Source organism: Pantoea sp. UBA5035, assembly GCF_002415245.1.
Classification (GTDB): Bacteria; Pseudomonadota; Gammaproteobacteria; order Enterobacterales; family Enterobacteriaceae; genus Pantoea; species Pantoea septica.
Window position 1 is genome coordinate 484,069 of sequence record NZ_DICD01000027.1, and the last position, 13,924, is coordinate 497,992.

General features: G+C 60.6%; 11 protein-coding genes. 3 read left to right on the forward strand and 8 right to left on the reverse strand.

Annotation, left to right across the window (positions count from 1 at the left end):
• Positions 1-35: 35 nt before the first annotated feature.
• Positions 36-1,163 (reverse strand): lactonase family protein, encoded by a 1,128-nt coding sequence (locus B3229_RS19095; RefSeq protein ID WP_286873420.1) that lies wholly within the window; start codon positions 1,161-1,163, stop codon positions 36-38.
• A gap of 286 nt (positions 1,164-1,449) precedes the next feature.
• On the opposite strand from B3229_RS19095, the gene B3229_RS19100 reads away from it, so the two are divergent.
• Positions 1,450-2,190 carry a nitroreductase family protein gene (locus B3229_RS19100; protein ID WP_033747240.1) on the forward strand — a complete coding sequence of 247 codons (741 nt, stop codon included), beginning with the start codon at positions 1,450-1,452 and terminating at the stop codon, positions 2,188-2,190.
• 161 nt (positions 2,191-2,351) lie between these two features.
• Positions 2,352-3,830 carry a catalase gene (locus B3229_RS19105; protein WP_048786873.1) on the forward strand — a complete coding sequence of 493 codons (1,479 nt, stop codon included), beginning with the start codon at positions 2,352-2,354 and terminating at the stop codon, positions 3,828-3,830.
• Positions 3,831-3,896: 66 nt separating this feature from the next.
• On the opposite strand, the gene B3229_RS19110 is transcribed toward B3229_RS19105, so the two are convergent.
• On the reverse strand, positions 3,897-6,251 hold the full coding sequence (locus B3229_RS19110) for a membrane-bound PQQ-dependent dehydrogenase, glucose/quinate/shikimate family (RefSeq protein ID WP_048786874.1): 2,355 nt from the start codon (positions 6,249-6,251) through the stop codon (positions 3,897-3,899).
• Positions 6,252-6,726: 475 nt separating this feature from the next.
• Between B3229_RS19110 and B3229_RS19115 the strand changes: the two genes are divergently transcribed.
• Positions 6,727-8,046 (forward strand): MFS transporter, encoded by a 1,320-nt coding sequence (locus B3229_RS19115; RefSeq protein ID WP_286873425.1) that lies wholly within the window; start codon positions 6,727-6,729, stop codon positions 8,044-8,046.
• A gap of 14 nt (positions 8,047-8,060) precedes the next feature.
• Here B3229_RS19115 and B3229_RS19120 read toward each other — a convergent pair whose 3' ends face one another.
• From B3229_RS19120 to B3229_RS19145, 6 genes are all read right to left on the reverse strand, one after another.
• Positions 8,061-8,675: a glutathione S-transferase family protein gene (locus B3229_RS19120; RefSeq protein WP_286873427.1), complete on the reverse strand. Its 615-nt coding sequence runs from the start codon at positions 8,673-8,675 to the stop codon at positions 8,061-8,063.
• A gap of 38 nt (positions 8,676-8,713) precedes the next feature.
• Positions 8,714-9,343, reverse strand: coding sequence for a DapH/DapD/GlmU-related protein (locus B3229_RS19125; protein ID WP_286873430.1), 630 nt, complete (start codon positions 9,341-9,343; stop codon positions 8,714-8,716).
• Positions 9,344-10,001: 658 nt separating this feature from the next.
• Positions 10,002-11,294: a PQQ-dependent sugar dehydrogenase gene (locus tag B3229_RS19130; protein ID WP_286873433.1), complete on the reverse strand. Its 1,293-nt coding sequence runs from the start codon at positions 11,292-11,294 to the stop codon at positions 10,002-10,004.
• Positions 11,295-11,306: 12 nt separating this feature from the next.
• On the reverse strand, positions 11,307-11,714 hold the full coding sequence (locus B3229_RS19135; protein WP_048786879.1) for a DUF2231 domain-containing protein: 408 nt from the start codon (positions 11,712-11,714) through the stop codon (positions 11,307-11,309).
• Positions 11,715-11,842: 128 nt separating this feature from the next.
• Complete coding sequence (locus B3229_RS19140; protein ID WP_286873438.1) at positions 11,843-12,958, reverse strand: ABC transporter substrate-binding protein; 1,116 nt, start codon at positions 12,956-12,958, stop codon at positions 11,843-11,845.
• A gap of 98 nt (positions 12,959-13,056) precedes the next feature.
• Positions 13,057-13,881, reverse strand: coding sequence for an MBL fold metallo-hydrolase (locus B3229_RS19145; protein ID WP_286873440.1), 825 nt, complete (start codon positions 13,879-13,881; stop codon positions 13,057-13,059).
• Between the last annotated feature and the right edge of the window lie 43 nt (positions 13,882-13,924).

Here is a 13,924-nt window from a genome sequence, read left to right on the forward strand (position 1 = left end):
AACCGCCGCTTTAGGCGGTTCTTATTGTGTGCCCGCTACTGCTTAAAGCTGACGATACTCACCCAGTTTGCATCCTTGCCGACCGGCGCTTCGGCGACCCTTTGCAGCTCCCCGCTCTCTTTAGCAATGCCATAGCTGCCAATCACCGCGCTCTTCTCGCCGCTGGCGATCAGCCAGCGCCCGTCCGGCGTAATCGCTATGCCGCGCGGCTGCTTCTCAACCGGCCAGCTGTTGATCAGCTGCAGCTTTCCATCCTGCTGGCTGATGCGATAGCCCGTTACCGTGCTGCTGGTCCGCTCCGTGACGTAGAGAAAGCGCCCGTCAGGCGTAATTTTGATATCGGCCGCCCAGATGCGCGGCGTGGTGTCGCTGTAGCTGGCGGTGCGCTCCACGCCGTGCTGCAGCTGATATTTCTGCGCGACCGCGCTGGGATAGTCAGCGACCTTTGTCAGCGCGCCATCCGGCTGCCGCGCGAACTGCACGATGGCGCCGCTCATTTCGCCAACGTTATAAAGGAAGCGGTTATCCGGCGAAAGCGCCGAGTGCCGCGGTCCATTTTTCTCCGCCGTGGCGACGAAACCGTCGCCCAGCGGCGTCAGCTGGCCATCCTGGTGCAGCGCCAGCTGCAGAACGCGATCGGTGCCCAGCACGCCAACGTAGGCAGAGCGATTCGTCGCATCAACAATCACCGAATGCGCAGCGTGACCGGCCTCTACCTCAGATACGAAAGGCGTTGCCACCTTCCCGCCTGCGCCGAGGCGATAAACATGCACAAGGCCGCTATCATAGGAAGCCGCCAGCAAAAAGCGCCCTTGCCTGTCCAGGCTGATATAGGGATAGCTTGCGGCGGCGGCGCTCTCTGACGCTGGCGTCAGCGCCCCGGTTTTGCCGTTGATGGACCAGCTGACCAGCCGCATCGGCTTGCTGCGCACGGCGGCGAAAAGCGTCTGTTGATCCGGGCTAATCGCCATCGGCATCACCTTGCCGCCCGCCGACGTTTCGCCGAGGCGCTTCAGCGCGCCGGTTCGATCGTTTAAAACATAGCGCGCGATAGTGCCATCTTCCGCCGCCGACACGTAGACAAAGGTCTGCGCCAGCAGCGGACCGCTAAAGGCCATACCCAGCAGGAGGATCGACCGGCGCAGCGCCAGAGTAGTATTCATTTGTCACCTCAGTAGGTTGAGAGTTGCCGCTTCAGGTATACGCAGCCGGACGCGGCGTGGTTATGTGTAGCTGCCTGAGGCCTGTTGTGGGCTTGCCCAAAACACCAGCGCATTCATATTGTTACATGGTTGTTATGTTTTACCATTTATTCAGAAATGTGTGCTGGCTCACTGCCGGTTCGCCCGCTAATCCTCTGAAGAACCACAGGTTGCCGCGAATGACCAATGCGGTTAAATCTGGCCCTGCCCGAACCTGCTACTCTTAGCCTCCACATCTGGAGGATCCATGAATTCACTAATTGACATTTTTACCAGCCATAAAAGCGAACGTAGCTTTACCGAGCAGCCGATTGACGACGCGATTCTGGATCGCATTATCAGCACCGCCTACCGCGCGCCGACCTCGGTCAACTCGCAGCAGGTTTCTGTGGTGGTGACCCGCGATGCGGCGAAGCGTAAGGAGATCTCCCAAATCGCTGGCGGCCAGCCGTGGATCGCCAAAGCGCCGGTGTTTCTGACCTTCGTTCTGGATATGCATAAATCGCGCGTGGCGATGGAGGCGATTGGCCGCGAGCAGATCGCGCAGCAGAGTATCGAGAGTATCGTTTCCGGCGCCACCGATGTGGGCATCGCGCTGGGCTCGGTGATGGCCGCCGCACGCGCGGAAGGTCTCGGCATCGTGCCGATTGGCGGTATCCGCCGCGATCCTGAGGCGCTGATTAGCCTGCTGGAGCTGCCGGAATATACCTTCCCGGTCGCCGGCGTGGTGATTGGCTATGTCGATGAGCCGTCGCACCAGAAACCGCGCCTGCCGCTGGAAACCTTCCGCCATGAAGAGGCCTACCGCACCGCCGGGCTGGAGGAGAAAATCGCCGCCTACAATCAGGAGATGGTGCAGCACTGGCAGAACATCGGCCGTTCCGACGGCGAAAGCTGGAGCGAAAGCGTCAGCGGCTATTACCAGAACATCTACTTCCCGCACGTGCTGGGCGCGCTGAAAAAACAGGGCTTCGGCAACGACAAGTAACACCCGCCGCGCTCAGGCAGCTTGCCTGAGCGTCGCCCTCTTCTTCGCTCACTCTTTTTTTGCCCTCCGCCTTTCACAATCATCAGCATTCTGCTACGGCAGACGCGCGATTCTTAACTACGCTTAATGGTTGCTATATCCCTATAAAAATGGAGAGAACCATGAGCAATGATGAGCGTAAACCGACAACTACGGATGCCGGGATTCCCGTTGCCAGCGACGAGCATTCGCTGTCGGTCGGCCCCGACGGCCCGCTGGTATTGCACGATCACTATCTCATTGAGCAGATGGCGAATTTCAACCGTGAACGCATCCCGGAGCGTCAGCCGCACGCTAAAGGCAGCGGCGCGTTCGGCTACTTTATCGTGACCGATGACGTCAGCAAATATACCAAAGCCGCGGTGTTCCAGCCCGGCACGCGCACCGACGTGCTGCTGCGCTTCTCAACCGTGGCGGGCGAACGCGGCAGCCCAGATACCTGGCGCGATCCGCGCGGTTTCGCCCTGAAGTTCTACACCACCGAAGGCAACTACGACATGGTGGGCAATAACACGCCGGTCTTCTTTATTCGCGATCCGATGAAGTTCCAGCACTTTATCCGCTCGCAAAAACGCCGCGCCGACAACAACCTGCGCGATAACGATATGCAGTGGGACTTCTGGACGCTGTCGCCGGAATCGTCGCATCAGGTCACCTGGCTGATGGGCGATCGCGGCATCCCGAAAACCTGGCGCCATATGAACGGCTATTCCAGCCACACCTATATGTGGGTGAACGCCGAGGGCGAGAAATTCTGGGTGAAATATCATTTTCACACCGACCAGGGCATCGAGTTCCTGACGCAGGAAGAGGCCGATACCCTTGCCGGGAAAGATATCGACCACCATACGCGCGATCTCTACTTCTCTATCAAGGAAGGCAACTTCCCGAGCTGGACGCTCTATATGCAGATCATGCCGTTCGCCGAGGCGGAAACCTACCGCTATAACCCGTTCGATCTGACCAAAGTGTGGCCGCACGGCGACTATCCGCTGATTAAAGTGGGCAAGCTGGTGCTGGACCGCAACCCGACCGACAACCATGCGCAGATCGAACAGGCGGCCTTCGAGCCGAACAACCTGGTGCCGGGCATCGGCCTTAGCCCGGACAAGATGCTGCTGGGACGCGTCTTCTCCTATGCGGACGCGCACCGCCACCGCCTTGGCGTCAACTACAAGCAGATCCCGGTCAACGCGCCGCAGTCGCCGGTCAACAGCTACAGCAAAGATGGCGCGATGCGTATTCACCCGGTTTCCGATCCGGTCTATGCGCCGAACAGCAAAGGCGGCCCGGCGGCGGACGGCGAGCGTTACCCGACCGACTCCACCTGGCAGGCCAGCGGCGAGATGGTGCGCGCGCCCTATACGCTGCGCGAGGATGACGACGATTTCGGCCAGGCGAATACGCTGATCAATAAAGTGATGGACGATGCGGCGCGCGAGCGGCTGGTCGGCAACGTGAGCGGCCATCTGCTTAACGGCGTAGAGGAGCCGGTGCTGTCGCGCGCGTTTGAGTACTGGCGCAATATCGATCAGGCGATTGGCGACCGAATCGCGCTGCGGGTGCTGGAAGAGCGTTCGAAACGGCAGGCTCAGCCGTAATTCAGCGCAAAAAAAAGCGCCCAACCGGGCGCTTTATCTTTTTCTGCGCGAAACGCATGGGTTCCGTTATTTCAGACGGAACGCCACCACGCTGTCGCCGCTCTTGGTGCCGAGCGAACCGTGGCCGCCCGCGGCAATCACCACATACTGCTTGCCATCTTTACCCATAAAGGTCGACGGCGTGGCCTGCGCGCCCGCGCTCAGCTCGGTCTGCCACAGCAGCGCGCCGGTAGTGCTGTCATAGGCGCGGAAGAAGTTATCCGCCGTCGCGCCGTGGAACACTACGTCGCCCGCCGTCACCAGCGGACCGCCGTGCGCCACCATCCCCATCGGGAAGCCAATCGGGAAGCGGCCCGGCAGGAATGAGGTATTGAGGTTTTTGGTGGTGCCGATGCGGCGCAGCCATTCGGTCTTGCCGGTTTTCAGATCGACGCCCACCATACGGCCCCACGGCGGCGCGATACAGGGTATGCCCAGCTCTGACGCGAACTGCTGAATATGGATGGCGTAATCGCCGTGGAAGTTTTCATTCCAGTAAGGCGAGCCATCTTTGGTGAACATGCGCTCGGTCGCGGTCGCTGGCGTACGCTTGATCAGGTTATACTTATAGGCCAGACGCACCGGCGCGGCGATCAGCAGCTGACGTTCCGGATCAACCGCCACCGACCCCCAGTTAAATACGCCGATATTGCCCGGGAAAATCAGCGAGCCCTTCTCGGTCGCCGGCGTCCACGGATTGCCGTCGTAGCGCAGCTCGCGGAAGCCGATACGGCAGCTCATCTGGTCGAACGGCGAAATGCCCCACATCGCTTTTTCCGTCAGCGGCTGCGGAATAAAGTTCAGGCTGGAGACCGGCTGCGTAGCGGCGAACTTCTCGCCCGCGACGCCGCCTTCGGTCGAGACCTTCACCTGATTAACCGGATAGATCGGCTGGCCGGTCAGGCGATTGAGCACGAACAGGTTGCCGGTTTTGGTCGGCAGGATCACTGCCGGCTGCTGGCTGCCCTGATAGTCAATATCCACCAGCGACGGCTGAGACGGGTTATCGCGGTCCCAGAGATCGTGGTTGGCGCTCTGATAACGCCATTTAAAGGCGCCAGTTTTCAGATCCAGCGCCACCAGCGCATCGCGGAATTTCTCCGTGTTGCTGTTGGGATCGCGCTCGATGCCCACTTCATCCGGCGAGGCGTTGCCGAACGGCACATAGACCAGGCCGTTTTTCAGGTCGGCGCTCAGCGTCGCCCAGGCCACCGGGGTGTCCTGCGGATAGGTCGCATCCGCCGCAATCGGCTGGGTCGCCTCCGGCTGAGCCGGATCGAAGTTCCACACCAGACGGCCGGTAACGGCGTCGTAGGCGCGGATGACGCCGGACGGGTTGCCGCGGTTAAAGCCGTTGTCCATCACCGAGCCGCCGACAATCACCAGATTGCCCGCTACCAGCGGCGCAGAGGTTTGCATCAGCGCATGCGGACGCACTTCGCCCATATTGGCATGCAGATCGACCACGCCGTTCTGACCGAAATCAGCGCACGGCTTGCCGCTGTCGGCATCCAGCGCCACCAGCTTCGCATCGGTGGTCGCGTTGTAGATACGCTTGCGGCAGAGCGCAGGCTGCGCTGCGCTGCTGTCAGCCGCCGGATTACCGGCGTCATAGAAGCTGACGCCGCGACAGGTCTGGTGCTGCTGCATATAGGAGCGATCCTGCGGCGGCGCATATTTCCATTTCACCGCGCCGGTTTCCGGATCGAGCGCGTGCACCTCGTTATGCGGCGTACAGAAGTAGAGCATGCCGTTCGCCTTCAGCGGCGTCGCCTCAAAGGTGTATTCGGTCGCGTCGTCGCTCTGACGCAGATCGCCGGTGTGGTAGGTCCAGGCGACCTCAAGATCTTTCACGTTATCTTTGGTGATCTGATTCAGCGAAGAGAAGCGCAGCGCATTGGTGGAGCCGCCGTAGGCTGTCCAGTCGTTGCCCGCGCCGGTCGAGGCGGACGGCGTGCGCGCATTGGTAATGGTTCCCTGCTGCGGCAACGGATCGTAAAAGCAGAGGCCGATCACCAGGGCGATCATCACCACCACCGTGGTGCCGAGGAAAGGATGGAACGTGCGCTGGGTCAGCGGGCGCACCACCCAGGGCAGCGCCAGCCAGACGCCGAACAGACCGAACAGGTCGCCGCGCGGGATCCACTGCCATTTGTCAAAGCCCGCTTCCCAGATAATCCAGAACAGCGTGATCCACATCAGCAGCGCGTAAAGCGTCAAGGCACTGCGTTTATTCAGAAACAGCAGTATCGCGGTGAGCAGTAAGCCTGCGGCCATCAGCGCATAGAACGCGCTGCCCCCCAGCAGCAATAGCTTCCCGCCCATATACAGCATCGCCACGGCGACAATCGCCATCACGATACTGGTTAGCTTATTAACCATGATCCTTCTTTTCCTCATTCAAGGGACGAAATAAAATAAATACACATAACTTCAACGTTATTTTAACTTAGGTAAATTTTTGGTAAAAACACAATATCTTGCGAGTCTTTAGCCTGGCTAACGGATTTACGACGGCCAAAAGCGAAGCAGGCTCACTGTGTAGAGACCCTGTCGGGTGCAACAGGACGCGATGGTACGATACGGCTAATCAGTTACCTGGCTTTACCGCATCTTTTGTTCAAACCGCTGACAAATAACACACATAAATTTAACGTGGCGGCGCTTTATCAGGCTGACTTTCCCTCTGTTGTCGCAGTCGTCGTCGCTTTACTGCACCTTAATGATGCGCAGGCGAACCATTAGCCTGTTAATTTGATGCCTGCCGCGCGTACAACGCCCGGTTAACGCGCCAGTTCACATTCCGGCACCGATCTTGCTTCTCCCTTGCAGACCCTATTTATGCAGGAGAGGCATTATGCAGCCGAGTCGCTATCGTTACGTTATCTTTTCCATGCTGTTCTTTGTCGCGTTGATCAACTACATCGATCGCGGCGCGCTGTCGTTTGCCGCTAACGCCATCTCTCAGGAGTATCAGTTCAGTAAAGTGCAGCTGGGCGCGGTGCTGGGCTATTTCGGTTTCGGCTATCTGTTCGGATCGCTGTGCGGCGGATTCCTTGCGGACCGGCTCGGCACGCGCAAGGTCTGGCTGATGGCGGGCATACTCTGGTCGCTGCTGGAGATCGCCACCGCCTGGGCTGGCGATCTGGGCATGGCGCTGTTTGGCGGTTCGGCGATTATGGGCTTCGCCGCCCTGCGCATCTTATTCGGCTTCTCTGAAGGCCCGGCTTACGCGCTGATGAACAAAGCCATCGCCCACTGGGCGCCGGATAACGAGCGTGGCTTCGCGCTGAGCATCGGCCTGCTCTCCACGCAGGTAGGATCGCTGCTGACCGCGCCAATTGCAGTCGGCCTGCTGCTGCTGACCCATGACTGGCGTATGATGTTTATTCTGCTGGGCCTCTTCTCGCTGCTGGCGATGCTGCTGTTTGCGCGCACCTTCGGCGACGCCCCGGAACAGCACCCTGCGGCGAACGCGGCGGAGCGCGCGCTGATCCGCGACGGTCAGCGTCAGGAGGCGCACGCCGATACGCCGCTGCCCTGGTGGCGCTTCTTCACCAGCCGCACCCTGGTGTGCAATGCCCTCGGCTACTTCTCCTTTCTCTATATCACCTTTACGCTGGTGACCTGGCTGCCGAAATATCTGCAGGACAGCTTCCATTACGATCTCCATTCGCTCTGGTACGTAGCGATGATCCCCTGGAGCGGCGCCTGCCTTACCGTGCTGCTCGGCGGCCGACTCGCCGATCGCCTGCTGGCGCGCTTCAATAATCTGCGCGTGGCGCGCAACCTGTTCGCCGCCGTGACGCTGCTGGGCACCGCCTGTTGTTTTATGGCCATTCCGTACGCCGGCTCGGCAACGGCGATTATTGCGCTGATGACGCTGGGCAACGCGCTCAACGCCATGGTGAACAACGTTTACTGGTCTGTGGTGATCGACGTGACGCCGAAAGCCTCAGTCGGCGCCTTTAGCGGCATGACGCTGGCGATCGCCAACCTTGCCGCCATCGTCTCGCCAATGCTGTGCGGCTGGCTGGCGGAGTACTACGGCTACAATGCGATGTTTACCGTCACCGCCGTTATTGCGCTGGGCAGCATGCTGGCGATGACCCTGCTGCAGCCGGAGAAACCGCTTCAGCCGCACCGCGCCGCCGGCGTGGCGCAGCAGGCGCTGTAACCTCTGGCGGCGCGCTACAGCTGGTTGCGCGCCACCACGCTCTGCAGCGCTTTCTGCGCCTTAACGCGCTGCGCAATCCCCCACAGCTTCGGCGCGCAGGCCTGGAACCAGGCCTCGCGCGGCTGCCAGCGCACCAGCAACGGCAGATAGGCATCAAGCAGCGTGATGTTATCCCCCAGCAGAAAGGCGCTGTCGCCGAGTTGCGATTCGAGCCAGCGATAGGCCGCTTCGCGGTGGGCGTCGGTGCTCTGTTTTAGCTCCTGCGCCCCTGCGGCGGTCCAGCGCTGCGGATAGTCGCCGTAGGTAAAGGTGGGATAGACGGCAGCGACCAGCCACACCAGCCAGTGGTAAAAACGCATGCGCTGCGGATCGCCGGGCGGCGGGATCAGCGCAGGATGGCGATCCGCCAGCATCAGCGCAATGGCGGCGCTCTCCGTCAGCACCGCGCCATCCTCGCTTTGTAAGGTCGGCACCTGCCCCAGCGGGTTAAGCGCCAGCAGCCGATCGCGCGCCTCGCCCGGCTGGTCGAAGCCGGAGACATCTACCCAATGATAGGGTTCGCCGCAGAGCTCAAACATCAGCTCGCTGATGGCCGAGCCCCAGCCCGGTGCGCCATAGAGCGTGAACATAGCGCTCTCCTTTCATGGTTGCGATGCGGTAAGTGTAGTCAGCCGTGACGATCGCAGAAGCGCGCGATGTCGCCGGACTGAAAATCAGCCAGGTTCGCCATCAGCTTCTCCAGCGGCCACTCCCACCAGGCGATCTGCCGCAGGCGCGTGGCGATAGCGGGCGTAAAGCGCATACGGATCGGTTTCGCCGGCACGCCGCCCACGATGCTGTAGGGCGCGACATCTTTCGTCACCACCGCGCCCGCCGCCAGCACCGCGCCGTCGCCGACCGTAACGCCCGGCAGCACAATTACGCCGTGGCCAATCCAGACGTCGTGGCCGATGATAACGCGCGCGGCGCGGCGGTCGGCGAAAAAGCCGCTGTCGCGCGCCGCGCTGGCGTCGTAATACTCCGGGCAGTAGGTAAAGCGATGCTGCGAAGCGCGATCCATCGGGTGATTGGGCGCGCCAAGGCGCACATGGTTGGCGATAGCGGTAAAGCGGCCGATCTGCGTGTCCGCCACGTGGCACTGTTCGCCGATATAGGAGAAGTCGCCCAGGGTGCTGTATTCGAGGTAGCTGTGCGCCAGGATTTCGCACTGCTGCCCGATGGTGGTGTCGCGCAGGCGTACGCTGCTGTCGATAAAGGTCTGCTGCAGTCGGGCGGAAGAGAGAGCATGCAAAGACATAGTAGCCTCGTCTGGTCGGATGTCTGGATAAGCAGCGCGCGCGGCGCGGCGGAAACAGCGCTGACGGTAACGGGCGAAGATGACAGGCGGAAGACAGCAAGGTTGCGGCGAGCGTGTCATGGCGGCGGGAGGACGCGACGAAAAAGGCGGAGTGGTCAGCTCCGCCTTTATTCAAGTTCCGGCTAGTGATCCTGGCCGGTCAGTTGCAAAAGGGCAACGATGATCTGCAAGATGATCCGGATAAGATCCAGAATCAATCTAATCAGTTCCATCACTTTCCTTCTCCTTCAACAGGAGCGCGCTATTCGGCTACCGAGGCTTTGACTCTACCCGCCGGGCGCCTAAGCACATCTTGTGGAGAGCGCTGAGCGGCACTCATTGCTAAAGCCACAGGCCAGCACCACCTGATGCCTGCCGGGATTTTCAAAACCGTGCCCCTGGGAGCGGCCAGTCAGCAAGTCGGCTCTGCTTCGCGCTCAACACCTGTATAACCATACAGTATTTTGGCGAAACTTGAAATATTTCTCCGCGCTATTTAGAATCGCAGGTGTGGAGAGTGCTGAGCACCTCGTTCGCGGCGCGGTCACCAGCCGTTAAGCGAACAAAAAAGAAAGGATTTGGCCGTGACGCCAAATCCTTTTTTTATGCCTGTGAAAAACTACTTCGCGCTGACGCGCCACACCGTGTTGCCGGCGTCATCCGCAATCAGCAGCCCGCCCTGGCGATCGGCGGCCAGTCCGACCGGCAAACCTCTTACCTGCTTCTGATCGTCGGTCAGGAATCCCGTCACCACCGGCTGCGGCAATCCGACCGGCTTGCCGTTTTCAAATTTCACCCACACCACCTGATAGCCGTTAAGCGGCGTACGGTTCCAGCTGCCGTGCTCGCTGACGAAGGCGCCGCCGCGATACTGCGGCATATTGTCCGCCTGGTAGAAGAACAGCCCCAGCGGCGCGACGTGCGAGCTGAGCGCATAGTCCGGCTTAATCGCCTTCTCCACCAGATCGGGACGCTGCGGCTGCGCGCGCGTATCCACATGCTGACCGAAATAGCTGTAAGGCCAGCCGTAAAAGCCGTTCTCCTGCACCGACGTCATATAGTCAGGCACCAGATCGGAGCCGATCTCGTCGCGCTCGTTGACGATGGCCCACAGCCGGTTGCTCTGCGGCTCCCACTGCAGGCCGGTCGGGTTACGCAGCCCGGTGGCGTAAACGCGCGTCGCGCCGCTGGCGGCGTCCACTTCCAGCACCGCGGCGCGATGGTATTCCGCGCCGATGCCGTTCTCGGTGATGTTGCTGTTAGAACCGATGCCGACATAGAGTTTGCTGCCGTCCGGGCTGGCGACCAGCGCTTTGGTCCAGTGGTGGTTAATTGGCCCGCCGGGCAGATCGGTCACCAGCTGAGGCGGCGTGCGGATCTCGGTTTGCCCTTCCTGATAGGGAAATTTCACCAGGCTGTCGGCGTTGGCGACATAAAGCGTATTGCCGATCAGCTGCATGCCGAACGGCGAAAAAAGGTTCTCGATAAAGACGTGCTGCTCCCATTTGCCGTTCACGTTGCGCAGCAGCGTGATGCGGTTGCCGCCCTCGCCGCCTTTGCCTGAGGCTTTCTGCACGATGCCCATAATCAGCTGCTTGGGACGCGTGGTGGGTTTGGCCGGACCGTTAGACTCCGCCACCAGCACGTCGCCGTTCGGCAGCGTCAGCACCTGACGCGGATGTTTGAGATTTTCCGCGATCTTCTCGATTTTCAGCCCCTGCGCCACTTTCGGCATCTCGCCCTGCTTCCACGGCACTCCTTCCGGCACCTGCATCGGCGGCATAAAGAAGTTTTTCGCCTCAGGCAGCTCCGGATTCGGCCCGGTCTGCTTCTGCGGATCGAGCTGCGCGCCGCTGTCGCAGCCTGCGAGCAGCGCGGTCAGCGCCATCGCGATAAGCGTTTGCTTTTTCATCGGTGCTTCTCCTTAAGCCGTGCGCTGACGCAGCGCGAGTTGAACATTGGCGATCAGCATCAGCGCCACCACGAGGGTCGACAGGATAACGCCGGACGGCACCACGGCGTAAGCGTCGCGGCTGTGAACGAAGGCGTTAACGATCGCCAGCAGGATCGCCACCAGTGTAAGCCAGAAATGCACCTTTTCCGCGCGGCGGCTGCCGCGGAACAGATCAATCAGGGCGATAAGACGCGGAAGAATGGCGATGACCAGCCCGATGGCGATAAGCCAGCTGGCGGCGTGCGTCCACTCCACGACGTAACTGTTAAGGTAAATAATGTCGAAAATCCATGCCGCCACGAAAAAGCCGAGCGGCACAGGTTCGAACAGCGTGTAAAGCGCCACGGCGAAAGCCGATCGTCCCGAAGTTCTGGTCATTATCCTCTCCCTATCATTGAGCGTTACAGCGCGTAAAACGCGCTGCGCCTGTAAAATATTAGTAAATATGAAGAAAGATGACGGAAAGATTCAGGCGATAACGCGGCGTCCCTGCCGCGCTGCGGCGACTAACGCTTGTCGGCAGGCAGGGTTACCCAGTAACCAGGCTGGTAAGGCAGCGGTAAAAATTTCTCATGAAAGGCACGGAACGTCGCGTCCGGATCGAGATCGGCGAAGAGATCGGGATGCAGCCACTTCGCCAGCGCCTGAATAGCGACGAACTGATAAGGACTGTCATAGAACTGATGCCAGATGGCGTGCGCGTGGCCGTTATGCGCCACCGGCAGGGTTTTAAAGGCGTCGCGCATCATCAGCATCTGCAGGCGCTTTTCCGCCTCCTTTACGTCGGCGCCCGGCCCGACCCCGACCCACTTGCCGACGGTGTTGTAGTTTTTCCAGTTCGCGCCGGTCACCACCACCACGTCAGGACGGCTGGCGATAATTTGCTCGGGGTTGAGGGTGCCGAAGGTGCCGGGAATAAGATCTTTCGCGATGTTGCTGCCGCCCGCAATCTCCACCATCTGCCCAAAGTTTTCATTGCCGAACGACATGCAGCACTCGTCGGTGTAGCCGCCAGCGCGGTCGATCATCACTTTGGGACGCGCGCCGTGAAACTCTTTCAGCCGCGCGGTGACTCGCTCAATCTGCTGACGGCGAAAATCGATAATCGCCTGCGCGCGTTCCGGCTTATTCAGCAGCTCGCCCATGATGCGAATGCTTTTTTCCGCGTTGACCATCGGCGCTTCGCGGAAGTCAATAAACACCACCGGGATGCCGACCGCCTGTAGCTTCTCAATCAGCTTGCCTTCGTCGGTCGCCGCTTTTGATTCCAGGTTCATCAGCACCAGATCGGGCTTCAGCGTCAGCGCCTGCTCGACGTTGAAGGTGCCGTCTTTGGCGCCGCCGAAGGTCGGCAGCGTTTTAATCTGCGGATAGCGCTTTTCATACGCCTGATAGCCGTCCCAGTCGGCCTTATGAAAATCGTCACGCCAGCCCACCACCCGCTGAAAGGGCGCGTCAGTGTCGAAGGCCGCCAGCAGATAGATCTGCCGTCCCTCGCCCAGAATAATGCGTTTCGACTCGGCGGCGACTTCAACCTGACGCCCCGCCACATCGGTGATGGTTTTGGCCGCAGCCGTTCCCGCGATGCACAACAACCCCAGCGCTAACATCCATTTTTTCATTGAATTAACCCATTCAAACGATAATGATAATTATTTATGTAAAGCGCCGTTACTATTACGCAAAATGGGTTGCAGGAAAAGAGGCTGAGAAAAATCTTTTACCGGCTGTCGAGCAGGCCCAGCTCGCGCCGGTCATGGCTGCAGAACAGCGTCACCTGCGCGTCGGTTTGCAGGGAGAGCGCGCGCAGCCGCTGCTGGTTGGTGCGCCAGGCGTCGCGATCGCTGCACATCATCCACTGGTAGAAGCGCAGGCCTGGCGTGCAGTGCCGCTCTGCCTGCCGCATCTCCTCGCGGTAGAACCAGGCGTCGCCGCCGTGCAGCAGCCAGCCGTCGCCCTGCCGCACCGCGATGCCCGCATGGCCCAGCGTGTGCCCGGGCAGCGGCACCAGCAGCACCTCGTCGTTGAGATCGTCAAGCGCCCTCACCGCATCGAAGCCGAACCAGCGTTCGCCGCCGGCGGCGTAGCCGCGCCAGCCGCTGTGGTTGCCCCACTGCTGCGGCCGGAAGCGCTGCCGCTGCAGCCAGCTCTGGCGCTGCGGCGCGGTATCCAGCTCCCGCTGCAGCAGATGCACGCGCGCCTGCGGAAAGTCGCTGATGCCGCCCGCGTGATCGAAGTCGAGGTGCGTCAGGATGATATGGCGCACATCCTCCGGCTTAAAGCCGAGATCGACGATCTGCTGCCAGGCGCTGAGCCTGCGGTCGAACTGAATATTGTTGAACAGCCGGAAAAAGCCCGACAGCCGGCCGCGATGCGCCATATCCTGCAGGCCGATGCCGGTATCCACCAGCACCAGCCCGTGCGCGTCGGTTTCCAGCGGCAGACAGTGACAGCTGAGGTGCGCCAGCGGCGAGCGGCTGAATCCGTCGTAGAGCGCGCCGCCGAAGGGACACATACAGCCGCAGTTGAGGTGATGAACGCGCATGGTTTCCTCCTTGCCTTTCGCCGTAGCGGTCAAAAAGCCGGTT